Origin of the sequence: Gordonia sp. LUNF6 (assembly GCF_047041125.1) — a bacterium.
In the GTDB taxonomy this organism is placed as follows: domain Bacteria; phylum Actinomycetota; class Actinomycetes; order Mycobacteriales; family Mycobacteriaceae; genus Gordonia; species Gordonia sihwensis.
Genome location: NZ_CP178181.1, coordinates 2,796,126 through 2,822,317 on the forward strand (window position 1 = coordinate 2,796,126; position 26,192 = coordinate 2,822,317).

The window sequence follows — 26,192 nt, forward strand, 5'->3', positions numbered from 1 at the left end:
TGTTCAGGGTAGCGAGAGATCGAGGTCTCGGATCGGTGGCCGCTCCCCGCGTTGAAGCTGCGTCGTGTGCGGGGTGAACCCGCCGTCCGGCTCCGGGACGAACTGGGTGAGACCGACTCCGGAGTCGGCGACGCCGCAGCGGTCGAGGAGTGTGGCCACGATCTGTCGACTCATCACCGACAACTCGTGGAGCGGCCGGTTGCGGTGACTGCGGACCCCGAGGTTCACCTGGCCGATGCCCGCCAGTCCGTACCGGTCGTATGTGTCGATCAGCAACCCGATCTCCACGCCGTAGCCCGGGGCGAACGGAACCGAGGCCAGAAGCTCCCGGGTGCCGGCGTACTCGCCGCCGAGCGGCTGGCACACCTCCCCGAGCTCGGGTTTGAGCGCGGTCAGCAGCGGTCGGGCCAGCAGTTCGGTGACCCGGCCGCCGCCCCCCGGCTCCTGGGTGTCACCGGTGCGCAGCGGACGCCGGTAATAGCCCTTGACGAGGTGGATCTCCGGGTCGGCCAGAAGCGGCCCGATCATCTTGGGCACGAACATCGGGTCCGGATCGATCAGATCTGAGTCGACGAAGGCGATGATGTCGCCGGTGGTGACGGCGATCGAGCGCCAGAGCGCCTCGCCCTTGCCGGCTACCGGGGGCACGCCCGGGATCGCCTCCTCGCGGCTCACCACTCGCGCGCCCGCCGCACCGGCGAGTTCGGCCGTCCGATCGGTGCTGCCGGAGTCGAGCACTATCAGTTCATCCACCAGCGAGTCCAGCAGGGGCGCGATGGAGGCGATGACTCCGCCGACCGTCTCCTCCTCGTTCAGCGCCGGCAGCACCACCGAGACCGTCCGGCCGTTCTTCGCGGCCACCAACTCGTCGACGTCCCACTCCGGATGGTCCCAGGTGTGCGTGTGCGACCAGCGCGCCTCGCCCTCGCCGCGGTCGACCCACGGCGCGCTCTCATGTCCCGGGTTCACGCCAGTCCTCGCACCGTCCGGGCCGGTGGCCGAGTGCCGGCGATCGAGGCCACCATGTCGACCACGCGGCGAGTGTCGGCCACTTCGTGGACTCGGAACATCCGCGCGCCCTGGGCCGCCGCGAGTGCGGTGGCGGCGAGGGTTCCCGCCACTCGATCGCCGAGTTCGGCGTCGAGCGTCTCGCCGATGAAGTCCTTGTTGCTCAACGCCATCAGCACCGGCCATCCGGTGTCGATGAGTCGGTCCAGGTTCCGCAGCAGCGCGAGACCGTGGTGAGTGTTCTTGCCGAAATCGTGCGTGGGGTCGATCACGATGCCGTCTTCTCGCACCCCGGCCCGCCGGGCGCGCTCGGCCGCCGAGGTGACCTCGGCGACGACGTCGGCCACCACGTCCCGGTAGGCCACTCGGTGCGGTCGGGTGCGCACGCGCGCACCGCCGGTGTGCGAACACACCAGTCCCGCACCGGCCCGGGCGGCCACCGCGGCCAGCGCCGGATCGACGCCCGCCCACGTGTCGTTGATCAGGTCGGCACCGGCCTCACAGGCCCGTTCGGCCACTTCGGCACGCCAGGTGTCGACGCTGATGAGGATGTCGGGATGGGTGCGGCGGATCCACGCGATCATCGGCACCACGCGCTCGGCCTCGGTGGCCGCGTCGACCTCTTCGCCGGGACCGGCCTTCACTCCCCCGACGTCGATCACGTCCGCGCCCTGCGCGACGACCTCGTCGATCCGCGCTTTGGCGGCATCGTCGGCGAAGGTCGCGCCCCTGTCGTAGAACGAGTCGGGAGTGCGGTTGACGATCGCCATCACGAGCGCACGGTCGGTGGCGACGGGCCGGCCGCAGAGGGTCGCGGCCGGACGGGCAGTGCTCACGATGTCAGCCTACGGTGCGTCTCACGCGCCTCGCGCGCCGGACCCGACGCTCGCGCCTCAGCGCGGGACCTTCGCAGCCGCGACGTCGGCGGCGTAACCGTCGTAGTACGGAACGTAGCCGTCGGCCTTGCCGCAGAGCACCCACACCTCGTCGTCACCGGTGTCGGTGTACGCCTCTTTCCGCAACTCCACCTTGCGGTTCTTGAAGGTGGATGTGGTCTCGATCTCGGGGACGAAGCGGACGAACAACGGCACCGCGTACCCCGGCAGCGCCTCGTAGAGTTCGTCAGCGAAGGCTTTCGGATCCAATTCGGCACCGTCGCGCAATTGGACCGCCACCATCCCGGCGCGGCCGTCGCATCCAGGCACCTCCACGCCGTAGGCGACCGACTGCGCCACCGCGTCGACTCCGTCGGCGGCACCCTCCACCTCGGTGGTCGCGACGTTCTCGCCCTTCCACCGGAAGGTGTCGCCCAGGCGGTCGACGAACGCGATGTGCGCGAACCCCAGTTCACGCACCAGATCGCCGGAATTGAAGTAGGCATCGCCCTTCTTGAAGGCGTCGCGGATGATCTTCTTCTCGGTGTCGCCGGAATCGGTGTAGCCGTCGACGGGCACTCGGTCGCTGATCTCGGCGATCAACAGTCCCGGCTCCCCCTTCGGGACCTTGCGCAGGCGCCCGTCCGCGTCACGCTTGGCGGTGCCGTCGTCGTTGTATTCGACGACCCGGAACGGCAGCGGGCAGAATCCGGCGGTCCGCTTGACGTCGAAGGCGTTCACGAACGCGAGGTTGAGCTCGCTGGCTCCGTAGAACTCGACGACGCGGTCGATTCCGAAGCGCTCGGTGAACTCATCCCAGATCTCCGGCCGCAGGCCGTTGCCGACAATCACCCGCACCGAGTGCCGGCGGTCGGTGGGTTTGCTCGGCTGCGCGAGCAGGTAGCGGCACAGTTCGCCGATGTAGCAGAACGCCGTCGCCCGGTTCGTGACCACGTCGTCCCAGAACCGCGACGCCGAGAACTGCTTGCTGATCGCGATGCACGCGCCGGCGGCGAGCACCGCGCCGAGCGATACCGACAGCGCATTGTTGTGATAGAGCGGCAGCGAGACGTACATGGTGTCCGACGGGCGCAGGCGAACGGCCAGACCGCCGATGCCGTCGTAGTTCGCCAGCCAGCGGTTGTGACTCATCACGCTGGCCTTGGGCAACCCCGTGGTACCCGAGGTGAAGATGTAGAAGGCGGTGGTGGACGCCGGCAGGTCTCGGGTGACGGCCGGGTCGGTGTCCGGCTTGTCGGCGGCCGCCGCGTCGAGCGCCGCGAAGTCCAGAACGTGCTCGGGCAGCCGCTCGGGGCTGATCGAGGCGAAGGCGTCAGCGCACTCGGGGTCGTAGATCAGAGCGGCGGAGTCGAGCAGCTTCATGCTGTGATCGATCACCTCGCCGTGCTGGTTGTAGTTGAGCATTCCGGCGACGGCGCCGAGTTTGAGCGCCGCGAGGATCACCATCAGGTCGGTCGGGCTGTTCTTCGCTAGGATCCCGACCACGTCGCCGGTTCGGACACCTCGCTCGCTCAGCACGGCGGCGTACCGATTGACCTGGCGGTTCACTTCGCCGTAGGTCATCGACTCGCCCTGCCAGCGGATGAACGGCCGATCGGGGTGAGCCGCGGCGCGCTTGGCGAAGATCTGTCCGATGGTCCGCTTGGCGGTGGGCGGCCGGACCACCATGCCCGGCACGTGGGTGGCCATCGACGGCAGGTCGGGCACCATTCTCGCGACTCCCCGCACGATATCGGTGATACCGACCTTGTTCGGAACGCTCGTGCTCATCGACTGCCTCACTCCTCGCCCTTCAGGTGAACGCCGCAACCCTACCGGGTGGTCAGATACGCGATACTGTCACCCACGGTTGCACATACTTTCAGTTTGCCGAGTGCCTGGTCGGCGACGAAACCGCGAGCCGCCAGATCGTCGAGCCAGCCGATGAGCGGGTCGTAGAAGCCCTCGTGGTTCAGCAGCACGATCGGTTTGTCGTGCACGCCCAGATAGGCTCCCGTCCATGTCTCGAAGAGTTCCTCGAACGTGCCGATTCCGCCCGGCAGGGTGATGAATCCGTCCGAGAGCTCATCCATCAGGCGTTTGCGCTCGCGCATGGTGTCGGTGACGATCAACTCGTCGGCGTCGAGGTCGGCCACCTCCTTGGCCATCAGATGCTCCGGAATGATGCCGATGGTACGACCGCCGGCCTCGCGCGCGCCGCGTGCCAGCGCACCCATCATCGAGACGTTGCCGCCGCCGGAGACGAGGGTGTGCCCGGCGGCGGCGATGGCCTCACCGGTACGGGCGGCGAGAGCCAGATACGCGGAATCGACCGGGCCGGAGGCGCAGTACACGCAGATCGCGCTCATGACCGCGCCGCCCGCACGACGATCTCGACCGCCTCGGCCGCGGTATCGACCACATGCAGCAGATCCACGTCACCCGGCGAGATCTTGCCGCCCGCCTCGAGCGTTCCGCGGAGCCAGTCCACCAGTGGGCCCCAGAACTCCCGGCCTATCAGGACGATCGGGAACCGCAGCACCTTCTTGGTCTGGACCAGCGTGAGGGCTTCGAAGAGCTCGTCGAGCGTGCCGAATCCGCCGGGCAGACAGACGAAGGCCTGGGCGTACTTGACGAACATCGTCTTGCGGACGAAGAAGTAGCGGAAGTTCATCGTCAACGTCAGCCACGGATTCGTGTGCTGCTCGAAGGGCAGTTCGATGTTGAGACCGATCGACTGCGCACCCGCCTCGTACGCCCCGCGGTTGGTGGCCTCCATCGCGCCGGGACCGCCTCCGGTGATCACCGCGAAGCCCTCGTGCCCCAGCCGGCGGCCGAGCTCGCGCGCCAACTCGTATTCGGGTGTCCGCTCCTTGACGCGTGCCGAACCGAAGACGGTGACCGCCTCGGCCACGTTCTCGAGCGCGTCGAAGCCTGCGACGAACTCCGATTGGATGCGCTGCACCCGCCAGGAGTCGCGGATCATCCGCTGTTCGGCACGGCGGGGGTCGCGCGGATCGATCCATTCCAGCAGCAATCGGTCGGAGGGGACCACCTCGACGCCCTCTTCGACGCGCACCTGCGCGGCGCCGACGTTTCGGAGACTCCCGTCGGCCGGGTCCGGAGTGTCGGACCTCCACGTCGGAACGGGCGCGTCGGCGCCCTGCGCATCGGGTGCGGGTCGGTCGGTCATGTCGCGACCCTAGCAACCACCTCCGACGGTCACCCGGTCAGGACGCGGCGCTCACGGAGTGTGCGCCGGTCGGCATTCGAAGACCGGAAACCGCGGAGCGGCGGCGGCGAGTTCCACGTCGGAGGACTCGGCCGAGAGCCCGTCGACGAATCCCTTCACCTGCCATCCCCACCGCCGCAGGTATTCGCGAAGCAAGGGCGGCTTGAGTGCGTCGTCGACCTCGGACAGGAGCACCGCCTCCCGCCGACGCCCGCGCCGGAGTGTCGCCGCGCCGCCTGCGCGCACGTTCCGAACCCACTGCGTGACACCGCGTGGTGCGACCAGGTAGCGCTCACCCCCGACGTCGAGCACGTTGACCGGCCGGGCCGTCACCCGCCCCGATACTCGCCCGGGCACGAGCAGTTCGCAGCAGTCCCGCGGGGCCGCACCGAGCCGCACCAGACCACCGATGGCCGCGTTGAAGGCCGAGCGCAGGCGGCCTCCCGACGCCGCCGGGTCAGTAGTTTCTCGCAGGGACATCGGAACCTCCGTCATCGAGTTAATTCGAGAACACTGTTCTCGGTCGTTCAGTCACGATAATCCTGTCCCGCCCTAGAATCAAGAACACTGTTCTCTAATCCGGGCGAGGTGGGCATGCGACGATGTCACGTCATGAGTGACGACGAAGAGCAGAACGGGCGGCGCGCACGTCGCCGCGCGGCGATCGAGAGCGGCCTCCGCGTCGTGGGCCGCCGCCATCTCGCCGAACACGGCGCGGCGGGCCTGTCGTTGCGCGCCGTCGCGCGGGACCTGGAGATCACCCCTTCGGCGCTCTATCGGTATGTCAGGGACCGCGACGACCTGCTGACCCTGCTCATCGTCGACGCCTACACCGACCTCGCCGACGAGATCGACGCCGCCCTCGTCGACAAGCGAAGCCCCCGAAGTCGGTTCGGAGCATTCGCCACAGCGCTGCGCGGATGGGCCCTGCGCAATCGGAGTGAGTACGCGCTCCTCTACGGCTCCCCGGTGCCGGGCTATCGGGCGCCGGCGCACCGGACCAATCCCGCCGGCGAACGACCTCTGCGGGCGCTCGCCGGCATCGTCGCCGGTCTCGGCTCGATCCCTGCGGTGGCGGGCACCGACGACCGCGTCCAGTCGGCGTCGGTGCGGGCTCTCCGCAGGCTCGCCGACGACCCCGCGGTTCCGCCGAACACCGATCCGGCGGTCCTCGCGCGGACGCTGACCGTGTGGAATCTGCTGCTCGGGTCCATCTCGAGCGAGCTGTTCGAGCAACTCGGGCCGGTCACCGACGACCCAGAGGCGCGGTTCGCGGGAGTGGTCGATCTGGGCGCGGCCCTACTGTTCGGGTGAGTCCGCGCCGGACGTCAGATACGTGCGCAGAATGTCGGTGACCTCGGTGATCTGCTCCACCGGGACGCGCTCGTCCACCCGGTGCGCCAGGCTCGGATCGCCGGGACCGAGATTCACGGCGGGGATGCCCAGCGCCGCGAACCGTGACACGTCGGTCCAGCCGTACTTGGCCCGGAACCGCCCGCCCGCGGCGTCAACCAGCTTGGCGGCTGCCGGATGAGCCAGCCCCGGAAGCGCTCCCGCCGCGGAATCGGTGACCTCCGCGGTCAGCGTCCCGTCTGCGAGGTCGGCGGCGAAGACCTCTCGGACGTGGTCGAAGGCCTGCTCCGGTGTGCGGTCGGGCGCGAAGCGGAAGTTCACGTCGACGTACACCTCGTCGGGGATCACATTGCCCGCGACACCCCCGTGGATCCCGACCGCGGACAGTCCTTCCCGATACTCGCAGCCGTCGATGTCGACACGCCGCGGCTCATACCCGCCGAGCGTGGTCAGCATCGCGCCGAGTTTGTGAATCGCGTTGTCGCCCATCCACGCCCGCGCGGAGTGTGCGCGGATTCCGGTGGCGGTGAACCGCACCCGCAGGGTGCCCTGACAACCGGCTTCGATCTGCCCGGCGGTCGGCTCCCCGAGAATCGCGACGTCGCCCGTCAGCCACTCCGGCAGCTCGCGCTCGATGGCGCCGAGCCCGTTGAACTCCGCCGCGATCTCCTCGCAGTCGTAGAAGATGAGCGTCAGATCGTGTGCGGGATCGTCGAGGGTCGCGGCCAGGTGGAGGAAGACCGCGTCGCCCGATTTCATGTCCACCGTGCCGCAGCCGTGCAGCACGTCGCCCTCCTCGTCGGTGACGGTCCGGCGCGAGGGGACGTTGTCGACGATCGGCACGGTGTCGAGATGACCGGCGAGGATCACCCGCGTGGGCTTGCCGCGATCGGTCCGCGCGAGGACGCAGTTGCCGTGGCGGATCACCTCGAAGCCGTCGGTCTGTGCGCGGAGGGCGGCCTCCACTGCGTCGGCGATCTCCGACTCGTCGCGGCTCACACTGGGGACGTCGACCAACGCGGCGGTCAGTTCGATGGGATCGGCGGTCAGGTCCAGCCTCGAAGTGCTCACGGTTGTCCATCGTAGGCCGGGCGCCGCCCGAGCACCGCAGACGCGACCTTCGGCGACAGAACCCCGGTCCGGGACGGGGGTTGCGTCGCCGGGCGTCGCGTCTACTGCGCGTGCATGGCGGCGACGCCACGCTCGATAGACTCATGGCCGTGACTACTCAAGGTGCTGCTGCCATCGGAATCGCCACCGTGTGGGACAACGACGGATCAGCCGTCGTCCTCGACACGTGGTACCCGTCCCCCGAACTGACCCAGGACCCCGGAACCACCGGATCCACCGAGTTGACCGGCGACGACGTGCCCGCCGACCTGCGCCCGCTGGTCGGAACGGATGAGGCGCGCGGCGTCCGCACCGTCGCGGTCCGGACGGTCATCGCCGACCTGTCGGTCGCTCCCGTCGACGCCCACGACGTGTACCTGCGACTGCATCTGCTCTCCCACTGCTTGATCCAGCCGCACGGGGCCAGCCTCGACGGCCAGTTCGGTCTGCTGAGCAACGTGGTGTGGACCAACTTCGGCCCGTGCGCCGTCGACGGTTTCGAGGCCACCCGCGCCCGGCTGCGCGCCCGCGGCCAGGTGACCGTGTACTCGATCGACAAGTTCCCCCGCATGGTCGATTACGTGACGCCCAAGGGTGTGCGCATCGGTGACGCCGACCGCGTCCGTCTCGGCGCCCACCTCTCGCCCGGCACCACCGTGATGCACGAGGGCTTCGTCAACTTCAACGCCGGAACCCTCGGCACCTCTATGGTCGAGGGCCGCATCTCCGCAGGCGTCGTCATCGGCGACGGCTCGGACATCGGCGGCGGGGCCTCAACGATGGGCACGCTGTCCGGCGGCGGCAAGGAGATCATCACCATCGGCAAGCGCTGTCTCCTCGGCGCCAATGCCGGCTGCGGGATCCCGCTCGGCGACGACTGCGTCATCGAGGCGGGCCTCTACATCACCGCCGGCACCAAGGTCACCGGCCCGGACGGTTCCGTCGTCAAGGCCCGCGATCTGGCCGGACAGTCGAACCTGCTGTTCCGCCGCAACAGCACCACCGGTGCGGTCGAGGTGACCGCGAAGCAGGGCGACGGCATCGCACTCAACGAGGCGCTGCACGCGCACAACTGATCCGAACCCGGCCACCGCGTGCGAATCCCCGATACAGCCCAGACAGTTGTGCAAGCAGTCTGCGCGTATCGGGGATTCGCATGCGAGCTCAGTCCCTGGAGACTGCGGCCGACGGGGAGAGAAGTGACTGTCGGCTCGCCTGCGGCAATGCTGTTCATGTCGGGTCGGGGAATTCGAGAGCGCGTTCTCGAAGGGTCTGCGGTGATCGTGGGTGGTTGTCTCGATACGCCGCGGCGCTGGGCGCCGCGGCTACTCGACTAGCGTGGGAGAAGTTGCCGACCCATGCCCGACTGGCCTGGCAAGGCGGCTGATCCATGCAGTCCGCGGCGAATCCTACGAGAGGCGCTCCACGGCGGCGTCGATGCGCTCGTCGGTACCGGTCAGAGCCATACGGACGTGCTGGGCTCCGGCGGGACCGTAGAAGTCGCCGGGTGCCACGAGGATGCCGCGCTCGGCGAGCCAGCGCTGGGAGGTGCGGGAGTCCTCGCCGCGCGTCGCCCACAGATACAGGCCCGCCTCGGAGTGGTCGATGGAGAAGCCCGCGCCGAGCAGAGCGGTTCGCAGCTTGTCGCGACGGACACGGTAGCGCTCGCGCTGAGCGTCGACGTGCACGTCGTCGTTCAGCGCGGCCACCGTGGCTCCCTGGATCGGGAACGGCACGATCATGCCGGCATGCTTGCGCACCGCGAGGAGTTCGGCGATCAGGTCGCGATCACCGGCGAGGAAGCCCGCCCGGTACGACGCCAGGTTGGAGACCTTCGACAGTGAGTGCACCGCGAGGAGCCCGCGGTGGTCGCCGCCGCACACCTCGGGATGCAGCACCGAATACGCCGAGCCCTCCCACGTGAGACCGAGGTAGCACTCGTCGGACACCACCACCGCGCCGTGCTCGCGCGCCCAGTCGACCACGGCTCGCAGCTCCGGCGCGCTCTGCACGCGCCCGGTCGGGTTCGACGGACTGTTCAGGTAGATCAGCGCGGGTTCGCGATCGCCGATCGCCTCCACCGTGTCGGCCCGCAGCACCTCGGCGCCGGCCAGCAGCGCACCCACTTCGTAAGTCGGGTACGCGACCTCGGGGATCACCACCAGTTCACCGGCGGGGACACCGATCTGGGACGGCAGCCCGGCGATCACCTCTTTGGTGCCGACGACCGGCAGGATCGACGACTCGTCGAGTCCGGCGATCCCGAACCGGCGGCTCAGCGCCCCGACTGCCGCATCGCGGAGTCGGCGAGTGCCGACCGTCGCCGGATAGCCCGGGAACTCCGACGACGCCGCGAGAGCCTCCCGGATCACCGGGTCGACGGGATCGACGGGGGTGCCGACCGACAGGTCGACGACGCCCCCGGGGTGCGCGCCGGCCAGCGCCTTGGCGTCGGCGATGGTGTCCCACGGGAAGTCGGGCAGACCGGAACTCACCGGCCGCAGACGACTGGTCGGCAGGCTGCTGGAACCGGGCGCGGCACTCACCGGTCGATCAGCCCTCTTCGCCCATCGGCGGCAGTGCCTTGACGAATGCCGGGTCGAACGCGGTCTTGCCGACCTTGCTGGCACCGCCGGGCGATCCGAGCTCTTCGAAGAAGTCGACGTTGGCGCTCACGTACGGCTCCCATTCGTCGGGCACGTCGTCTTCGTAGAAGATGGCCTCCACCGGGCAGACGGGCTCACACGCACCGCAGTCGACGCACTCGTCGGGCTGGATGTAGAGCATGCGCCCGCCCTCGTAGATGCAATCCACCGGGCACTCTTCGACACAGGCCCGGTCGAGGACATCGACGCAGGGCTCAGCGATGATGTACGTCACTACGCTTCTCCTTCACTGCACGTTTCCCACCCCGCACTCAGGGCTGATGAGCGCAGAGGAATCGTGTCGACTCTAAGAGTATCCACTGTCGCACTTCACCTCCGATCGTCGACCCCGGCACTCGGCACCCGCATCCGCGTCACCTGCACAGAATTTTGCGCACGCTGATGAAAACCGGCGACCTGCAGCGCGACCCCACCGCCCTTGCGCCGCAGGACCGCCCCATCGTGACCGTCGCCACCGCCGATTACATACCCCCTGGGGTATGATCGTCCGCATACCCCAGGGGGTACCAGGACACGAAGGAGTGCACGGTGAGAATTCTGATCGTCGGCGGCGTCGCCGGAGGGATGAGCGCAGCGGCACGGGCCCGGCGCCGCGACGAGGACGCCGAGATCGTCGTCTTCGAGCGCGGCGATCATCCGTCGTTCGCCAACTGCGGCCTCCCGTACTACGTCAGCGGGGAGATCGAGGACGAGGACTCCCTCCTGGTCCAGACGCCCGAATCTCTGAAGAGTGCCCTGGACATCGACGTGCGCGTCCGGCACGAGGTGATCGGCCTCGACCCTCGGGAACGGACGGTGCAGGTTCGCCACAACGGCACGACCACCGTCTGGAACTACGACGCGCTGATCCTCTCCCCCGGCGCGAAAGCCCTGCGGCCTCCGCTGCCGGGTCTCGACTCGTCCCGTGTTCAAACGCTGCGTACCGTCGGCGACGCCGCGCGGATGCGCGACGAGGTGGAGTCCGGGGCCGCCCGCGCCGTGGTCCTCGGCGCCGGGTTCATCGGACTCGAAGCCGCCGAAGGCCTGCGGATGCGCGGGCTGCGCGTGGACGTCGTGGAACTGGCATCACACGTTCTTCCTCCGCTCGAGAGCGAACTGGCCGCTGGGGTGCACGACGAACTCCGTGCGATGGGCGTCACCGTGCACGCGGGGATCGGCGCCACCGCGATCGAACACGGCGACGAGGCCGACACCGTGGTCCTCGCGGACGGATCCCGGCTCGACGCCGACATCGTGGTGCTGTCCGTCGGCGTCCGCCCCGACACCGAGGTCTTCGAGACCGCGGGAGTGGCCTGCGACCGCGGCGCGATCATCGTCGACGAGCACGGCCGGACCAATCTGGACCGCATCTGGGCCGTGGGCGACGCGACGGTGAGCACCGACGCCGTCACCGGACTGCGCCGGCCGGTCGCCCTCGCCGGCCCCGCCAACCGTGCGGGTCGCCTGGTCGCCGACCACATCCTCGACCCCGATCCAGCACGTGCGATTCCCCAGCCGGTGGGCACCGCGATCGTCCGCGTCGGCCGGCTCACCGCCGCGATGACAGGGGCCAATCGCGCGGCACTCGACCGGTCGGGCATCGACTACCGCACGGTCCACCTCCATCCGGGAAGCCACGCCGGCTACTTCCCCGGCGCCGAACAGATTCACCTGCTGATGCACATCCGGTCCGACGACGGCCTCATCCTGGGCGCTCAGGCGGTGGGTGCCGACGGCGTCGACAAGCGCATCGACGTGCTCGCGACCGCCATCCGCACCCGGCTCACCGGTCCCGACCTGATCGACCTCGACCTCGCGTACGCGCCGCCCTTCGGCTCGGCGAAGGATCCGGTGAACCTCGCGGGAATGATCGCCGAGAACGTCGTGAACGGCTCCCTGGAGCTGTGGTACGCCGACCAGATCGACGAACCGGGCCACCTGCTGCTCGATGTCCGCGGAGCCGACGAGCAGTCCGAGGATCCCGTTCCGGGCGCACTGTGCATCCCGCACACGCAGGTCCGAGAGCGTCTCGACGAGATCCGTGCGACCGCTGCCGGACGGCCGATCAGGGTGCTCTGTGCCAGCGGCATGCGGTCGTATCTCGCGTACCGCGTGCTGCGCGCCGCGGGCCTGCCGTCCGCGAACCTGTCGGGCGGCCTGCTCACCCTGCGGGCGAGCCAGAGCGCCTGACCGGCCTCACGAGACACCCACCACATCCGAACCGAACCCAGGAGTATCACCATGTGCCAGCGCGCGACCTGCAAGACCTGCGGAAAGACGACGTGGAAGGGCTGCGGCCGCCATGTCGACCGCGTCATGCGCGGTGTGCCCGCATCTCAGCGCTGTCCGGGCCACCCGGACGAGCCGGGACTGCTGGCACGACTGTTCGGGCGTCGCTGACGATCCGGGGACGGCTCAGGCCAGTCCGACTCCCAGCAGCGGCGCGGACACCTGTCCGTACTCCGTCGTCCGCTGCCGCGGGCGGCGACCGATCGCGGTGACGATCTCGTGGAGTTCGGCGACCGTCTTCGCCGAACCGTGCTGGCTGCCCGCCATACGCGAGATGGTCTCCTCCATCAACGTGCCGCCGAGATCGTCGGCACCGCCGCGGAGCATCACGCGGGTCCCCTCGATACCGAGTTTGACCCAACTGGTCTGCACGTGGTCGATCCGGCCGTGCAGCATCAGCCGCGCGAGGGCATGGACCGCACGGTTCTCCCGCCGCGTCGGCCCCGGACGCGACGCGCCCGCGAGATACAGCGGCGACGACTGGTGCACGAACGGCAGCGGGACGAACTCGGTGAATCCGCCGGTGCGGTCCTGGATACCGCGCAAGGTGTTGAGGTGGCCGACCCAGTGGCGCGGAGAGTCGACGTGGCCGTACATCATCGTCGAACTCGACGGGATGCCGAGTTCGTGCGCGGTGGTGATCACTTCGATCCAGGATGCGGTCGGGAGCTTGCCCTTGGTCAGCACCCAGCGGACCTCGTCGTCGAGGATCTCGGCCGCGGTGCCGGGGATCGAGCCGAGACCGGCCTCTTTGAGCGCCGAGAGCCAGTCGCGGATCGACTCGCCGCCGCGCGAGGCGCCGTTGACGATCTCCATGGGACTGAACGCGTGTACGTGCATCCCGGGCACGCGGTCCTTGATCGCGCGCACCAGGTCGGCATACCCGCTGACCGGCAGCTCCGGATCGATGCCGCCCTGCATGCAGATCTCGGTGGCCCCCTCCACGTGCGCTTCCCAGGCGCGGTCGGCCACCTCTGCGGTCGAGAGGGTGAAGGCGTCCGCGTCGCCCTTACGCTGGGCGAAGGCGCAGAACCGGCAGCCGGTGTAGCAGATGTTGGTGAAGTTGATGTTCCGGTTCACGACGTAGGTGACGTCGTCTCCGACCACGTCCGCGCGGATGGCGTCGGCCAGAGCGGCCAGCGCGTCGAGTCCCGGACCGTCGGCTTCGGCGAGCGCGAGGTAGTCGTCGTCCGACAGTCCGGCAGGATCGTTCTCGGCCCGGCGCAGCGCCGCCGCCACGTCGGACGCCAAGTGCTCGGGCGCCCCGGTCCCTCCGCCCAGCGCCAGCACCTGCTCGCGAATGGTGTCCCAGTCGCCGAACGCGTTGTCGATGTCGCTGCGGGTGTCGGTGTTGCGGCCGTCGACGTCGATCGCCGAGTTGAGGTCGATGCGACCCGACGAGTCCCAGTCGTCGTCCGGCTCCTGCCACGGCAGCCCGACCGGTTTCACATCGGCCGCGAGACCGGTGACCGGATCCGCGAGGGCGGCGACATGCCGTCCGATCCGCGGATCGATCCAGGGGTTCGAGGCCTTGACGTACTTCGGTTGCGCGGCGATCCGCTCCACCAACCGGTATCCGGTGGACGCCGTGATCTCGGCGAGGGTGTCCAAGTTCGGCCACGGTCGCTCCGGATTCACGTGATCGGGGGTGAGCGGCGAGACGCCGCCCCAATCGTCCACACCGGCGGCCACGAGTGCCCGGCACTCGTCGGCCGACACCAGGTTGGGCGGCGCCTGAATCCGCATTCCCGGCCCGAGAACGAGACGGGCGACGGCCACGGCGGCCAGGAACTCCGACATCTCCGCGTCCGGTACCCCGCGCATCGCCGTATCGGCCTTGGCGCGGAAGTTCTGGACGATCACTTCCTGGATGTGTCCGAATGCCTTGTGCGACTTCCGGATCGCGAAGATCGACTCGGCGCGCTCGGTGAGGTTCTCACCGATCCCGACCAGGATGCCGGTGGTGAACGGGACCGAGAGGCGGCCCGCGTCGGTCAGGACCCGCAGCCGGACCTCGGGATCCTTGTCCGGGCTGCCGTAGTGGCATTCGCCCTTGTCGGTGAACAGTCGGCGCGCAGTGGTCTCGAGCATCATGCCCATCGACGGCGCCACCGGCTTGAGCCGGTTGATCTCCTCCCAGCTCATCACGCCGGGATTCAGATGAGGCAGCAGCCCGGTCTCCTCGAGCACCCGGATCGCCGCCGCGCGGACGTAGTCGAGAGTGGAGTCGTAACCGCGTTCGTCCAGCCAGGCGGCGGCCTCCGGCCATCGATCCTCCGGCCGGTCGCCGAGGGTGAACAGCGCCTCTTTGCAGCCGAGCTCGGCGCCGCGGCGCGCCACCTCGACGATCTCGTCGATCTCCATGTAGGCGCCGCGGCCCTCGCGGGCCAGCTTTCCCGGCACGGTGACGAAGGTGCAGTAATGGCAGCGATCGCGGCACAGGTGCGTCACCGGGATGAAGACCTTGCGCGAGTAGCTGATCTGGCCGCTGCGGCCGTCGGCGTCCAGACCCGCGTCCCGCACGCGGCCGGCCGCCTCGCAGAGTGCGTCGAGGTCGGAGCCCCTGGCCGCCAGCAGGACCGCGGCCTCATCGACGTTGAGCACCGAGCCGTCACGTGCGCGGCGCAGGGCACGACGCATGGCCGACGCCGGGGGCGTCTGTCCGTCGCCCGTGGATCCGCTGGAAGATGTGGTCACTTCTCCGATGTTAACCACGTCGCATTCGGCGACCCCGGCGGCCGCCGTCCAACGGGGCACCGGCTCGGCTCCGGAGCGGATCAGGACTGGGCCGGATCAGCACTGGGCCGGATCAGGACTGGGATAGATTCCGGACCCGCGACGTCGAGGCGTAGAAGGCAGGCACCGCCAGCCCGCACGCCAGGAGCAGCAGCAGGCGCCAGTCGCCGATCAACGAGCCGTTGCCGAACACCGGGAGCATCGCCATCGCGGTGACGAAGGTCCACGCGATCAGCGGTGCGTACTGCCACGCCGACTTGGTGTACGACTCGGCGAGGCGAAGGATCAGCACATTCGCGACGCCGGCGATCAGCGCGGTGACCGGGAAGGGCCAGGCGCCGATCCGGATCAGCAGAAAGGCCGCGGTGAGGATGCCGAGCAGGAAGCCGCTGACCGTGAGCACGGCCAGTTCCAGGCGATCTCCGATGGTCACAGCGACACTCCCTCGAAGAGGTCGGTCTCGATCCGTCCAGCCACTCGGCCCGCGTCGACGCGGATGAAGTGCTCCGTCGGCAGCACCGGCGAAACGATGTTGTTGCTGAGCGCGTACTCGGTGCGCGAGCGCGCCACAGTCACCTGCGTCGCATGAGCCGCGAGGGCACGCACCTTGCGCGGGAGCACCTCGCGGACGTCGACGGCGGCGGTCACCTGATCGTCCGGGTAGCTCGGCAATTCGCCGGGCTCGGGCATCCGCCAACCGGCCGGGACCTCGCTGACGGCGGCCAGACCGCGTTCCAGCTCCGACCGCTGCGTCACTGACTCGTAGACCTTGAACGGCCGTCCCAGCCTCGACTCCGCAACGGGGATCGCGGCCGCGGCCACCTCGTGCACCCGCTTGTGGTCGGGGTGCCCGTAGGTCCCCGCGGCGTCGTACGTGACGATCACCTGCGGTGCGAACGCGACCAGTTCGTCGGCCAGCTGGCCGGCGAGTTCGTCGAGGGAGGCCTGGAACAGCGCCCGCGGATGCTCCGCGGAGGGCGTCCCGGCCATGCCGGAGTCGCGCCAGCGCCCCGCGCCGCCGAGGAACCGCGGTGCGGGCGCCACGACGCCGGGCGGGGTGAGTTCGGCCAGTGCTGCTCGCAACTCGCCGATCCGGTAGCCGCCGAGCTGATCCGCGCCGCCGTCAGCGACCAGTTGGGCCCACTGCGAACCGATCACCTCGCCCTCCTCGCCGAGGGTGAAGGTGAGCACCCGGACGTCGACGCCGCGCGCCAGATACGTCGCGATCACTCCCCCGGTCATGATGGTCTCGTCATCCGGATGTGCGTGCAGCAGCAGCAGACGAGCCCGTTCGGTCACTGAATCACCCATCCGTCGGCTCCGCCGAAGACACCGAGTTGCATCGGGCCGTCCAGCGAGACGCCCGAGATGCGGTCGGTGACGGCGGAGAACATCGTGTCCTGGAAGATCGGCAGGTACACCGCCTGATCGGCGAGCAGCCCCTCGGCCTCCTGAAGCTCAGGTGCCGGGTCCTCGGAGCTCATCGCGGCGTCGGCCAGCGCGATCAACGTCGGATCGCACAGCCCGGAGATGTTCCCGGTGTAGCTCTCGTCGGCGGAGACGTTGGCCTCCGGCTTCGCAGTGCTGCTCGGCGCACCGGAGGGCACCGTCGGCAGCACCGTCTCGTCGGCCGCTTGATCGTGCTCGGGCTCCACCGTGTGCGCACCGGCCTCGGTGCCCTTGGGCGGAGCCTGGCAGGCCACCTGCGAGGCGAGCTCGGTGGCCGGACTACCGCCGACACCGGTCCATCCGACGACGAGATCGACGCGGCCGGACGTGAGCGCCTGCCCGTACAGCTCGGTGTTCGACATCCCGATCACGCTGGCCCGCACTCCCCGGGACCGAAGCTGATCGGCCATCGTCTCCGCCGCCGACATCGTGCGCTGGTCGGTGTTGGTGGCGCCGATCCGCACCACGAGGTCGGTTCCGTTCGATTGAATCGGCGAGACACCGTAGGGCAGTCCCGGGACGTCGGCGGGTGCGGGAGCAGCCGGGGTGGTCGGCGACGCGGTGCTCGACGCCGACGGATCGGCGGGTGCCGGACGCGGCGTGGGCACGCCCGGTCGGTAGCCGGCCGATGCGAGCAGGGCGAGGACCTCATCCTGCGTCGGCCGTGGCCTCTCCACCGGGGTGTACCCGGGATCGGACGGCGCGTACACGGTGTTCGCGAACGGTGTCACCACCGTCTCCCCCGCCGCCGCGGCGGTGATCAGCCGTCCGTCGAGCATCCCGAGGACCGCCTTGCGGACCTGCTGCGAGCGCATGGTCTCCGACCGCGAATTCGCATTCACCGCGAGCGCCCTCGTGGTCGGCAGCCGGCTGCTGACCACCCCGGGGATGGCGCCCAGCTCGGCCGCCGACGCCGCTCCGCTCGGCAGCGCCGCGAGAGTGGAGTCGCCGTTGCGGATGGTCTGCGCCATCTGCTGCGGCGTGCCCGCCTTTCGGAGGACCACCTGGTCCACCTCCGGCGGCTTGCGCCAGTAGCGGTCGTTGCGGATCAGCCGGACCTCGTCGCGGGCCCGGTCGATCGAATAGATCTGGAACGGGCCCGCCGTGACCGGCTTTCCCTTGTCCATGCCGACCTGGAAGCCGGTCGGGTCCGACCGCAGCGTGTGGCTCGGCAGCAGGTTGTCGAAGAGCTCGCGCCACGCGGGGTAGGCGTTGTTGAAGGTCACGGTGACGACTTTGCCGCCGCCGGAGGTCTGCACATCCGAGATAGCGCGGTAGCCCGCCGGGCCGATCACGTTGGGCTGCCGGGACATCTGCTCCCACAGATAGTGGAAGTCGTCGCCCGTCACCGGCAGCCCGTCGGACCACTGGGCGTCGTTGACGATCTTGTACTCGACGGTGAACGGGTCGTACGAGGTGACCTCGGCGGAGGTCAGCAGTGCGTCGTTCATCCGCCACTGGACGCCGTCCTGGGTATTCACCGGAACGAACGGACTCGGGAGGGTCATCGCGGCGATCGCCGTGGTGACCGTTCCCTGGTCGGCTCCGAGATGCGGATTGAAACCCGAACCGATGCTGTCGGTCGCGACCGTGACGGTGCGTTCGTCGGGGTACTCGTTCGGAGTGTGCGTCGGCAGCGTCTCCCGCACCGGCGGCGGCGGATCCGCCATGCACGCGGTCGCTGAGAGGCCGATCAGCCCCGTCACTGCGATCGCGGTGATGCGCGTCCGCACGGTCCTCATCCGCACTCCCTCTCGCTCCTCCAGTCGACGGTCCGGCGTCAGGCCCCTCAGGCGTTCGCGTCGCGCGCCTTGGCACGCGAACGCTCACGCGCGCGGGTCGACGCATCGAGGTTGACCTTACGCACCCGGCACACCTCGGGCGTCACCTCGACGCACTCGTCGGCCGCACAGAACTCCATGGCGCCTTCGAGGTCGAGCTGCATCGGCTTGGCCAGGGTCTCCATGACATCGGCCGACGACTGCCGCATGTTGGTGAGCTTCTTCTCGCGGGTGACGTTGATGTCGAGATCCTCCAGTCGCGGGTTGATTCCCACGACGTGGCCCTCGTAGGTGTCGTCGCCGGGATCGACGAAGAAGGTGCCGCGGTCGGCGAGCTGAATCATCGCGAACGGGGTCACGGTGCCCGCACGGTCGGAGACCAGCGAACCCGTGTGGCGGGCGCGGATCTCGCCGGCCCACGGCGCGTACTCGTGGAAGACGGCATTGGCGATGCCGGTGCCGCGGGTCTCGGTCAGGAAGTCGGTGCGGAACCCGATCAGACCGCGAGACGGGACCACGAACTCCATGCGGACCCAGCCGCTGCCGTGGTTGTTCATCTGGTCCATCCGGCCCTTGCGTGCGGCGAGCAGCTGCGTAACCGCGCCGAGGTACTCCTCGGGGACGTCGATCGTGAGGTGCTCGAAGGGCTCGTATGTCTTGCCGTCGACCTTGCGGGTGACCACCTGCGGCTTGCCGACGGTCAGCTCGAAACCCTCACGGCGCATCTGCTCGACGAGGATCGCGAGCGCCAGCTCACCACGGCCCTGGACCTCCCAGGCGTCGGGGCGGCCGATGTCCTGCACGCGCAGCGAGACGTTGCCGATCAGCTCCGAGTCGAGGCGGTCCTTGACCATGCGGGCGGTCAGCTTGTGCCCCTTGACGCGGCCGGCGAGCGGCGAGGTGTTGGTGCCGACGATCGCCGAGATGGCGGGCTCGTCGACGGTGATGCGCGGCAGTGCGACCGGGTTCTCGGGGTCGGCGAGAGTGTCGCCGATCATGATCTCCGACATGCCCGCGACGGCGACGATGTCGCCGGCCACGGCTTCCTCGGCCGGTGCGCGGTCGACGCCGAGAGTCACCAGCAGCTCGGTGATCTTGGCGCGCTCGACGACCTGCTCGCCGTCTACCTCACGCATCCAGGCCACCTGCTGACCCTTGCGGAGGGTGCCGTTGTGGATGCGGACCAGGCCGAGGCGACCGAGGAACGGCGATGCGTCGAGGTTGGTGACATGCGCCTGCAGCGGTGCGTCCTGATCGCCCTTCGGCGCCGGGACATTGTTGATCAGGACGTCGAACAGCGGGTCGAGGTTGTCTCCCGCCGGAACGGTGCCGTTCTCCGGCATGTCGGTGCTCGCCACACCCGCGCGACCCGATGCGAACAGCACCGGCAGGTCCAGCGCCAGCTCCGCGGCCTCAGCGGCCTCGTCGTCGAGGTCGGAGGCGAGGTCGAGGAGCAGGTCCTGCGATTCGCTGACGATCTCACCGATCCGGGCGTCGGGTCGGTCGGTCTTGTTGACCACCAGGATCACCGGCAGCGACGCCGCGAGCGCCTTGCGCAGGACGAAACGCGTCTGCGGCAGCGGCCCCTCGGAGGCGTCCACCAGCAGCACCACGCCGTCGACCATCGAGAGCGCGCGTTCCACCTCGCCGCCGAAGTCGGCGTGACCGGGGGTGTCGATGACGTTGATGACGTACTCGCTGCCGTCGGGCTGACGACGGTGCACGGCGGTGTTCTTGGCGAGAATGGTGATGCCCTTCTCGCGCTCCAGGTCGCCGGAGTCCATGACGCGGTCCACCAGTTCGGCACGTTCGCCGAACACTCCGGACTGACGCAGCATCGCGTCGACCAGTGTGGTCTTGCCGTGGTCGACGTGCGCCACGATCGCGACGTTGCGGAAGTTGGTGACTGCGCTCACTAAGGTCTCTTTCGTATCTGTTCAGGTGCGGTATCCGGCGGCCGATGGCGGAGCCGGTCACTCGATCTGCGGAGCGACTCCTGTTCGGCCGCGCCAGATCAACCCGTTAAGGGTACGGCAACCTCAGCCGAGGTCGCGACGAGAGCTTGCGTGAATATGGTTAGGCTGCGCTAAAGTCTTGCTATGGGAAAGACCTCGCCGGCGAAGGTGGCGCAGCTCAAGCCGAAGAAGAAGTGCTGCAAGAAATCGACGCGCTGCCTCCGTTGCCCGGTCGTCATCCATCGGATGAAGAAGATCGACTGCGATCACCTGTCGAAGAAGCAGGCCAACAAGGCACTCAAGAAGGCTAGAGCGGCCTGACCTGCAGTTCTGCGGTGAGTTCCCGGATCCAGCCGATGTCATTGGGCACGATCTGACCACTGCGGTCCAGCTCCGCCAGCCGCTGCGCGTCGACCCACGCGATGGCGCGATGCTCCACCGCGCGCGGTGTCCCGGAGACGATCCGGGCACGGTGCGCGACCAACTTCAGCCCCTCGCGCGGTGTCACGACGTCGGCCAGCGGCGCCCCGACAGAAACCCGAACGTCGAGTTCCTCACACAGTTCACGAATGAGCGCCTGCGTGGGCGTCTCGCCCGATTCCACCTTGCCGCCCGGCAGCTCCCAGAGACCGGCCACCTCGGCCGGATAGTCACGCTGCGCCAGGAGCACCCGCGATCGGTGGAGGACCGCGCCCGCGACCACCAGGACATCGCCGGTCATCGTCCGATCACCGCCACCGCGCCGGGCTCCAGGGTCGGCCGTACCCGCGCTCCCGGGCGCACCGGCCGATCGCCGACGCATTCGAAGACCTCGTCGCCCATCCGGATGCGGACGCGCCATCCGGCGACCAGCGCGGCCGCATGCTCCACCACCGCATCGCCCTCCGGATCCGGTCGGACGCTGACGGCCTCCGGACGCAGAGCCACCGTGCAGGGGCCGTCTCGCAGTTCGCCGAAGTCCGCGCTGCCGGTCAGCCTCGCGTCGCCGAGCGCGGTCGTCAGAACACCGTCCCGGACGGTGCCCGGGACACTGGCCCGGGCGCCGAGGAACCGTGCGGTCTCTTCGTCCACCGGCCGGCGCCACAGCCGCGACGCCGTGTCGGTCTGGACGATGTCGCCGTCGCGCATCACCGACACGGTGTCGGCCACCAGCGCCGCCTCGCGGTGGTCGTGTGTCACGAGGACCGTCGGTGTGCCCGCTCGGCGCACGATGCCGCCGATCGCTTCGGCGAGGGATTCGCGGAGTTGCGAGTCGAGCGCGGCCAGCGGCTCGTCGAGCAGCAGCAGCCGCGGTCGCGGGGCCAGCGCCCGCGCCAGCGCCACCCGCTGCGCCTGACCGCCGGAGAGCGCCGACACCGGCCGATCGCCGAATCCGTCGAGTTGCACCAGCCTCAGCATCTCCGCGACCCGATCGGCCGCGGCGCGGCCGCGGACACGGCGCCGAGCGAGACCGTAGGCGATGTTCTGCGCCACCGTACGGCCGGGGAACAGTTGACCGTCCTGAAAGACGACGCCGAAGTCGCGGCGATGCGGTGCCGTCGTCGCCAGATCGACACCGTCCCAGCAGATCGATCCGGCTGCCAGCGGTTCGAGGCCGGCCACCGCGCGCAACAACGTCGACTTGCCGCAGCCCGAGGGACCGAGGAGAGCGGTCACCGTGGACTCTCCGGTGCCCACGGACCACTGCACACCGGCCAGCGCCTCGAATCGCCCGTACCGGACGGTCGCTCCCTCCACGGTCAGCATCTATCCCTCTCCGTCCGTGCGTGAGCGCGTCCCGACGATGGCCTCTATCGCCGCGATCACCGCGGCACTGACCGCCACCAGCAGCACCGATGCGGCCATCGCCGTGGCGAGGTTCGCGGTTCCGGGGCGGCTCATGAGCGATCCGATGAGCACCGGCAGGGTGGTGGTGTCGGCGCGGGCGAGGAAGGTGGTGGCACCGAACTCGCCGATCGCCATCACGAAGGCGAAACCGGCCGCGGCGCACAGCGACCGCGCCGTGAGACGCAGATCCACCGACAGGAGCACCCGCCACGGCCGTGCTCCGAGCGTGCGCGCGGCGTCGCGGAGCCGTTCGGGCACCTGGGAGAGCGCGGGAATCATGATCCCCGCCACCACCGGCACCGCCAGCAGCGCCTGCACGGCGGGGATCACCAGCGGCGACTGCACCACCTGAACGGGCAGGGTGCCGATCACCAGCAGATAGCCGAATCCGAGGGTCACCGCGCTCACACCGAGCGGCAGTACGGCCAGCAGCGCCGTGAAGCGGGCGGGCAGGCCCCCTCCGCGGGTCACCGGGACCGCGATCAGCAGCCCGCCCACCACCGCCAACAGGGTCGCTCCCCCGGCGCTCGTGACGGAGTAGCGCATCGCCGACAACGCCGAGTCGCCGTAGGACCCATCGGTTAGGCCGCGGTAGCCGTCGAGGGTCCAGGCACCCGCGGGGCGCAGCGACGAGAGCACCAGCGCCGCCAGGGGCAGCAGAAGCCACAGGGCGGTCCACGCGAGTGCGAGGAGGGCCGCCGGCAGGCGGATCCCGCGGGGCCGTCGCCGGTGGCCTGCGGCCGGAGCCGTACCGGCGCCGACGGTGGACGATCCGCCGACCGCTCGGGTCAGCAGCAGCGCGCAGGCGACCACCACGATCTGCAGGAGGGAGAGCGCCACCGCCTCCGGGATGCGGAAGTACCCGATCGCCTGCTGGTAGATCTCCGTCTCCAGTGTCCGGGCGGTGCCGCCGCCGAGGACCACCACGACGCCGAAGCTGGTGGAGCAGAACAGGAAGACCAGCGCCGCGGCCGAGGCCAGCGCGGGCGCGATCCGCGGAACCACCACGTCCCAGAAGGCCCGCGGCGCGGTCGCGCCCAGGGTTCGCGCGGCCTCGACGGTCCTCGGGTCGATCTGCTGCCAGGCGGCGCTGACGACACGGACGACGACCGCCACGTTGAGGAAGATGTGGGCGGGCAGGATCGCCGCCCACCCGTCGGTGACGCCGAGGAAGCCGAGCGGCCCGGTCAGCAGCGCCCGGAAGGCCACCCCCACCACCACCGTCGGCAGGACGAACGGGACCGTCACGATCACCCGGAGGATCGCCGTGCCCGGCAGGTCCACGGTGGCCACGAGCCACACGATCGGCGCCGCGATCAGCACTGTCAGGACCGCCGACGCCGCCGCCTGGGCGAGGGTGACCGCCAGCAGATGCCAGCCAGCCGTACGGTCGATCAACTGCCAGAAGCCCGCACCGTCGTCATCGGCCACCGCCCGCCGGGCCAGGGTGACCAGCGGCCATACGAACATGACCACGATGAACGCCGCGGGCACGACCGTCGCGACCCGAGCGGCCGTCGACGTGCGGCGAATCGGCGCCGGGGTCCGGCGCGCCGGCGCGGACACGGTCAGCGCTTGACCGTGGCGCGCCACTCGTTCAGCCACTGTTCACGGTGTGCGTCGATGTACTCCGGCGACATCGTGACGGTCCACGCGGGCATCGGCGCACGCTGCCGCCAGTCGGCGGGCAGCGGGATGTCTTTCTGCACCGGATAGACGTACATGGCCGTGGGCAGCGCGGCCTGCACCTCCGGGGTCAGCATGAAGTCCACGAGCTTGCGCGCACCCGCGGTGTTCGCCGCACCGCGCAGGACGCCGATGTACTCCACCTGCGCGAAGCACGCGTTCAGCAGTGCGCTGGTACCCGGCGTGGCGGCCGGACTCGACGCGTACGACACCACGATCGGCTTGTCGCCGTGCCCGGCGCCGGCGCTGAACAACTGGTTGTAGGCCACTTCCCACCCGGAGACGATCTGGGCGCCGTTGTCGACCAAGCCGCGCCAGTAGTCGTCCACTCCGCCCTTGAACCGCCCGATCGTGGTGAGCAGGAAGCCCATCCCTGGCGACGACGTCGACGGGTCGAGGAGAGCCGCCATGTCCCGGTACCGGGGCTGCGTGAGCTGCTCGAGAGACGTGGGCGCCTCGATGCCGTGCTTGTCGAACCAGGCATCGTCGACGTTCAGGCACACGTCTCCCCGGTCGACGGCGGTGAGTTGCCCGGGCGCGCCCTGAATGTCGTACTTCGCCGAGCCGTCGACCGCGGCGGGCGAGGTGTAGGGGTCGAGCGCCTTGGCTTCGATCGGCCGGGCCGCGAAGGTGTTGTCGATACCGAACACGGCGTCGCCCTTGGGCGATCCCGGGGTCAGCGACACCACTGAGGAGAGCTGCCCGGCATCGCCCGAACGCACGATCTTGAGTTCGGTACCGGTCTGCTTCTCGAACCGGTCGATCAGGTTCTGCGGCAGTTCGAACGAGTCGTGCGTCAACAACGTCACCTCGTCGGCACCACCCGATCCGGAGGTACACGCCGACGTCGCCACCAGCACGGCTGCCAGTGCCGCCGCCACGACGGCGCGGTTGCGCCGCGCGCTGCCGAAGCGCGCGTTGCCGAAGAAGGCCATCTGCTAACCCACGTCCCCTCGATAGAGAAGCCCACAGATTTCGCCTGCGGGCCAGTTGTTGGTCACCTGAGGCGAATCTAACCAGTTGACGGTGCGTATCCGCATTCGGAGGGCATCCGCAGCCAAAACCCCTCCAACCTCTTGTGTAACAATTTTCACACACGTCTCAGTAGTTTCATGGGATTGTGGCTACACTCGCCTCACTAGACAACTGTTCGTCGACCGAAGAGGATTCAGCCGTGCGACTCGCGCGCTCCCGCCGCACCGCCGCAGCCGTCGCTGCGGCAGCAGTCATCGCCCCCGCTCTGCTCGTCCCGTCGACCGCATCGGCCGAGCCCGCGAAGGACGCTCCGGCCGCGCAGCAGGAGCTTCCGATCCCGGACGCCGCTCACGCGCCCACCGTGGAGCCCAAGGTCCTCGAATCCCTCGGGGCACTGACTCCGGCCCTGATCGGCTCCGCCGCCACCCGCGACTCCGACGGCAAGGTCAACACCGAGCTCCTGGCCCAGGTCCGCAAGCTGGCCGACAACCCGGCCGTACCCGCCGAGGCGCAGGACGTCTGGCGCTCGCTGATTGATTTCCTGGGCGAGCCCGGGGCCAAGGAGGCCGCGAAGACCCTGTCGCACGAGGCGACCCCCGCGGCCGAGAAGAAGAAGAGCGACGCGCCCGACATCCCCACCGGCCCCGGCAAGCCGCGGATCCAGCAGTTCCTGTATCCGACCCTGGGCTTCGGCTGCATGCCCGGCGGCGGCAATTCGGTCGGCATGGCCCTGGTGACGGCCGGACCGCAGGCCGCACCGGCACCCGGCCCGAAGCGCGGCCAGGCCGGCTACGTCTACACCAGCCTCGGCACCGGGCCCGCGGTGAAGTCGGCACAGAAGCTCTTCGTCACCTGGCTCAACATCGACAACGGCCGCACCGGACAGCAGGCGCTGCTGCCCAATCCGAAGATCAACGCCACCAATGGCCCCGGCACGTTCACCGGCATCGCCAACACCGGCCGCGGCCGGATCGTGTCGACGATCTACGGAACCGTGACGACGAAGATCAAGGGCAAGAACGTCTCATGCATGATCGCTCCGACGATCGGCACCGCGATCATCTGAGCCCCTCGACCCGAGTTCGATCAGAGCCCTGGACCATCGGAGGTCCGGGGCTCTGATCGGTTTCGGGGGCGCCGCCGCACCTTGTGACGGACATCGCTATGGCAACGAAAAGCTTTGTGGCGCAACAGCTCCGACATCTCCAAAGGGTCGCATCCAGGTAACGACTCGGACTCGCTCCTTGAGAAATCCAGCGGTTGATTCTCAT

Annotated in this window: 24 protein-coding genes; 6 read left to right on the forward strand and 18 right to left on the reverse strand. The window is 69.2% G+C overall.

Annotation, left to right across the window (positions count from 1 at the left end):
- Window positions 1-3 precede the first annotated feature (3 nt).
- From ACK8HH_RS13105 to ACK8HH_RS13130, 6 genes are all read right to left on the reverse strand, one after another.
- Complete coding sequence (locus ACK8HH_RS13105; protein ID WP_045538227.1) at window positions 4-969, reverse strand: glucosyl-3-phosphoglycerate synthase; 966 nt, start codon at window positions 967-969, stop codon at window positions 4-6.
- Entirely contained in the window at window positions 966-1,778 is an 813-nt protein-coding gene (gene folP, locus ACK8HH_RS13110) for a dihydropteroate synthase (RefSeq protein ID WP_231650164.1), read from the reverse strand. The genes ACK8HH_RS13105 and folP overlap by 4 nt, the downstream gene beginning before the upstream one ends.
- A 123-nt stretch (window positions 1,779-1,901) precedes the next feature.
- Window positions 1,902-3,674 carry a long-chain-acyl-CoA synthetase gene (locus ACK8HH_RS13115; RefSeq protein WP_006895849.1) on the reverse strand — a complete coding sequence of 591 codons (1,773 nt, stop codon included), beginning with the start codon at window positions 3,672-3,674 and terminating at the stop codon, window positions 1,902-1,904.
- Window positions 3,675-3,715: 41 nt separating this feature from the next.
- Window positions 3,716-4,252 (reverse strand): TIGR00730 family Rossman fold protein, encoded by a 537-nt coding sequence (locus tag ACK8HH_RS13120; protein WP_006895848.1) that lies wholly within the window; start codon window positions 4,250-4,252, stop codon window positions 3,716-3,718.
- Window positions 4,249-5,076 carry a TIGR00730 family Rossman fold protein gene (locus ACK8HH_RS13125; protein WP_006895847.1) on the reverse strand — a complete coding sequence of 276 codons (828 nt, stop codon included), beginning with the start codon at window positions 5,074-5,076 and terminating at the stop codon, window positions 4,249-4,251. Before ACK8HH_RS13125 ends, ACK8HH_RS13120 begins: the two co-directional genes overlap by 4 nt.
- 51 nt (window positions 5,077-5,127) lie before the next feature.
- A complete protein-coding gene (locus ACK8HH_RS13130; RefSeq protein WP_346076211.1) occupies window positions 5,128-5,610 on the reverse strand; it encodes a nitroreductase in 483 nt (160 codons plus the stop codon).
- Between the two features lie 117 nt (window positions 5,611-5,727).
- Between ACK8HH_RS13130 and ACK8HH_RS13135 the strand changes: the two genes are divergently transcribed.
- Complete coding sequence (locus ACK8HH_RS13135; protein ID WP_412475241.1) at window positions 5,728-6,429, forward strand: TetR/AcrR family transcriptional regulator; 702 nt, start codon at window positions 5,728-5,730, stop codon at window positions 6,427-6,429.
- Here the strand turns inward: ACK8HH_RS13135 and dapE are convergent.
- Window positions 6,415-7,539 carry a succinyl-diaminopimelate desuccinylase gene (dapE, locus tag ACK8HH_RS13140; RefSeq protein ID WP_062367004.1) on the reverse strand — a complete coding sequence of 375 codons (1,125 nt, stop codon included), beginning with the start codon at window positions 7,537-7,539 and terminating at the stop codon, window positions 6,415-6,417. The two genes, ACK8HH_RS13135 and dapE, sit on opposite strands and share 15 nt — an antisense overlap.
- A 149-nt stretch (window positions 7,540-7,688) precedes the next feature.
- On the opposite strand from dapE, the gene dapD reads away from it, so the two are divergent.
- A complete protein-coding gene (gene dapD, locus ACK8HH_RS13145) occupies window positions 7,689-8,654 on the forward strand; it encodes a 2,3,4,5-tetrahydropyridine-2,6-dicarboxylate N-succinyltransferase (RefSeq protein ID WP_197462919.1) in 966 nt (321 codons plus the stop codon).
- Window positions 8,655-8,987: 333 nt separating this feature from the next.
- Here the strand turns inward: dapD and dapC are convergent, their stop codons facing one another.
- Both dapC and fdxA read right to left on the reverse strand, forming a co-directional pair.
- Window positions 8,988-10,124, reverse strand: coding sequence for a succinyldiaminopimelate transaminase (gene dapC, locus ACK8HH_RS13150; RefSeq protein ID WP_412475242.1), 1,137 nt, complete (start codon window positions 10,122-10,124; stop codon window positions 8,988-8,990).
- Between the two features lie 7 nt (window positions 10,125-10,131).
- Window positions 10,132-10,458: a ferredoxin gene (fdxA, locus tag ACK8HH_RS13155; RefSeq protein ID WP_006895842.1), complete on the reverse strand. Its 327-nt coding sequence runs from the start codon at window positions 10,456-10,458 to the stop codon at window positions 10,132-10,134.
- Between the two features lie 314 nt (window positions 10,459-10,772).
- Between fdxA and ACK8HH_RS13160 the strand changes: the two genes are divergently transcribed.
- Both ACK8HH_RS13160 and ACK8HH_RS13165 read left to right on the forward strand, forming a co-directional pair.
- Window positions 10,773-12,413: an FAD-dependent oxidoreductase gene (locus ACK8HH_RS13160; RefSeq protein ID WP_412475243.1), complete on the forward strand. Its 1,641-nt coding sequence runs from the start codon at window positions 10,773-10,775 to the stop codon at window positions 12,411-12,413.
- A 51-nt stretch (window positions 12,414-12,464) separates the two neighbouring features.
- Window positions 12,465-12,623 carry a hypothetical protein gene (locus ACK8HH_RS13165; RefSeq protein WP_085950744.1) on the forward strand — a complete coding sequence of 53 codons (159 nt, stop codon included), beginning with the start codon at window positions 12,465-12,467 and terminating at the stop codon, window positions 12,621-12,623.
- Between the two features lie 15 nt (window positions 12,624-12,638).
- Here ACK8HH_RS13165 and ACK8HH_RS13170 read toward each other — a convergent pair whose 3' ends face one another.
- The 5 genes from ACK8HH_RS13170 to typA form a co-directional block, all read right to left on the reverse strand.
- Window positions 12,639-15,209 carry a bifunctional FO biosynthesis protein CofGH gene (locus ACK8HH_RS13170; RefSeq protein ID WP_412475244.1) on the reverse strand — a complete coding sequence of 857 codons (2,571 nt, stop codon included), beginning with the start codon at window positions 15,207-15,209 and terminating at the stop codon, window positions 12,639-12,641.
- 112 nt (window positions 15,210-15,321) lie between these two features.
- Window positions 15,322-15,681 (reverse strand): hypothetical protein, encoded by a 360-nt coding sequence (locus tag ACK8HH_RS13175; RefSeq protein WP_045538231.1) that lies wholly within the window; start codon window positions 15,679-15,681, stop codon window positions 15,322-15,324.
- On the reverse strand, window positions 15,678-16,559 hold the full coding sequence (gene mshB, locus ACK8HH_RS13180; protein ID WP_412475245.1) for an N-acetyl-1-D-myo-inositol-2-amino-2-deoxy-alpha-D-glucopyranoside deacetylase: 882 nt from the start codon (window positions 16,557-16,559) through the stop codon (window positions 15,678-15,680). The genes ACK8HH_RS13175 and mshB overlap by 4 nt, the downstream gene beginning before the upstream one ends.
- The gene (locus ACK8HH_RS13185) at window positions 16,544-18,439 is read right to left on the reverse strand and encodes an ABC transporter family substrate-binding protein (protein WP_412475246.1); all 1,896 of its coding nucleotides are present in this window, start codon (window positions 18,437-18,439) and stop codon (window positions 16,544-16,546) included. The genes mshB and ACK8HH_RS13185 overlap by 16 nt, the downstream gene beginning before the upstream one ends.
- Before the next feature lie 47 nt (window positions 18,440-18,486).
- Window positions 18,487-20,394 (reverse strand): translational GTPase TypA, encoded by a 1,908-nt coding sequence (gene typA, locus ACK8HH_RS13190; RefSeq protein ID WP_006895835.1) that lies wholly within the window; start codon window positions 20,392-20,394, stop codon window positions 18,487-18,489.
- A gap of 183 nt (window positions 20,395-20,577) precedes the next feature.
- On the opposite strand from typA, the gene ACK8HH_RS13195 reads away from it, so the two are divergent.
- Window positions 20,578-20,754 (forward strand): hypothetical protein, encoded by a 177-nt coding sequence (locus ACK8HH_RS13195; protein ID WP_006895834.1) that lies wholly within the window; start codon window positions 20,578-20,580, stop codon window positions 20,752-20,754.
- Here the strand turns inward: ACK8HH_RS13195 and ACK8HH_RS13200 are convergent.
- The 4 genes from ACK8HH_RS13200 to ACK8HH_RS13215 are packed head-to-tail and all read right to left on the reverse strand — an operon-like array spanning window position 20,741 to window position 24,881.
- Window positions 20,741-21,154: a (deoxy)nucleoside triphosphate pyrophosphohydrolase gene (locus tag ACK8HH_RS13200; RefSeq protein WP_412475247.1), complete on the reverse strand. Its 414-nt coding sequence runs from the start codon at window positions 21,152-21,154 to the stop codon at window positions 20,741-20,743. The two genes, ACK8HH_RS13195 and ACK8HH_RS13200, sit on opposite strands and share 14 nt — an antisense overlap.
- Window positions 21,151-22,179: an ABC transporter ATP-binding protein gene (locus ACK8HH_RS13205; RefSeq protein ID WP_412475248.1), complete on the reverse strand. Its 1,029-nt coding sequence runs from the start codon at window positions 22,177-22,179 to the stop codon at window positions 21,151-21,153. Before ACK8HH_RS13205 ends, ACK8HH_RS13200 begins: the two co-directional genes overlap by 4 nt.
- A complete protein-coding gene (locus tag ACK8HH_RS13210; RefSeq protein WP_006895829.1) occupies window positions 22,180-23,826 on the reverse strand; it encodes an ABC transporter permease in 1,647 nt (548 codons plus the stop codon).
- Window positions 23,827-23,828: 2 nt separating this feature from the next.
- Window positions 23,829-24,881 carry a thiamine ABC transporter substrate binding subunit gene (locus ACK8HH_RS13215; protein ID WP_006895828.1) on the reverse strand — a complete coding sequence of 351 codons (1,053 nt, stop codon included), beginning with the start codon at window positions 24,879-24,881 and terminating at the stop codon, window positions 23,829-23,831.
- A gap of 239 nt (window positions 24,882-25,120) precedes the next feature.
- Here ACK8HH_RS13215 and ACK8HH_RS13220 point away from each other — a divergent pair, with 239 nt between their 5' ends.
- Window positions 25,121-25,987: a hypothetical protein gene (locus ACK8HH_RS13220; RefSeq protein ID WP_412475249.1), complete on the forward strand. Its 867-nt coding sequence runs from the start codon at window positions 25,121-25,123 to the stop codon at window positions 25,985-25,987.
- Window positions 25,988-26,192: the final 205 nt, after the last annotated feature.

Bases quoted from the DNA above. Each gene is read 5' to 3' on its own strand.
- folP (WP_231650164.1), bottom strand. From the start codon at position 1,778: ATGGCGATCGTCAACCGCACTCCCGACTCGTTCTACGACAGGGGCGCG.
- ACK8HH_RS13115 (WP_006895849.1), bottom strand. From the start codon at position 3,674: ATGAGCACGAGCGTTCCGAACAAGGTCGGTATCACCGATATCGTGCGG.
- ACK8HH_RS13120 (WP_006895848.1), bottom strand. From the start codon at position 4,252: ATGAGCGCGATCTGCGTGTACTGCGCCTCCGGCCCGGTCGATTCCGCG.
- ACK8HH_RS13125 (WP_006895847.1), bottom strand. From the start codon at position 5,076: ATGACCGACCGACCCGCACCCGATGCGCAGGGCGCCGACGCGCCCGTT.
- ACK8HH_RS13130 (WP_346076211.1), bottom strand. From the start codon at position 5,610: ATGACGGAGGTTCCGATGTCCCTGCGAGAAACTACTGACCCGGCGGCG.
- ACK8HH_RS13135 (WP_412475241.1), top strand. From the start codon at position 5,728: ATGAGTGACGACGAAGAGCAGAACGGGCGGCGCGCACGTCGCCGCGCG.
- ACK8HH_RS13165 (WP_085950744.1), top strand. From the start codon at position 12,465: ATGTGCCAGCGCGCGACCTGCAAGACCTGCGGAAAGACGACGTGGAAG.
- mshB (WP_412475245.1), bottom strand. From the start codon at position 16,559: ATGGGTGATTCAGTGACCGAACGGGCTCGTCTGCTGCTGCTGCACGCA.
- ACK8HH_RS13185 (WP_412475246.1), bottom strand. From the start codon at position 18,439: ATGAGGACCGTGCGGACGCGCATCACCGCGATCGCAGTGACGGGGCTG.
- ACK8HH_RS13195 (WP_006895834.1), top strand. From the start codon at position 20,578: ATGGGAAAGACCTCGCCGGCGAAGGTGGCGCAGCTCAAGCCGAAGAAG.
- ACK8HH_RS13200 (WP_412475247.1), bottom strand. From the start codon at position 21,154: ATGACCGGCGATGTCCTGGTGGTCGCGGGCGCGGTCCTCCACCGATCG.
- ACK8HH_RS13205 (WP_412475248.1), bottom strand. From the start codon at position 22,179: ATGCTGACCGTGGAGGGAGCGACCGTCCGGTACGGGCGATTCGAGGCG.
- ACK8HH_RS13215 (WP_006895828.1), bottom strand. From the start codon at position 24,881: ATGGCCTTCTTCGGCAACGCGCGCTTCGGCAGCGCGCGGCGCAACCGC.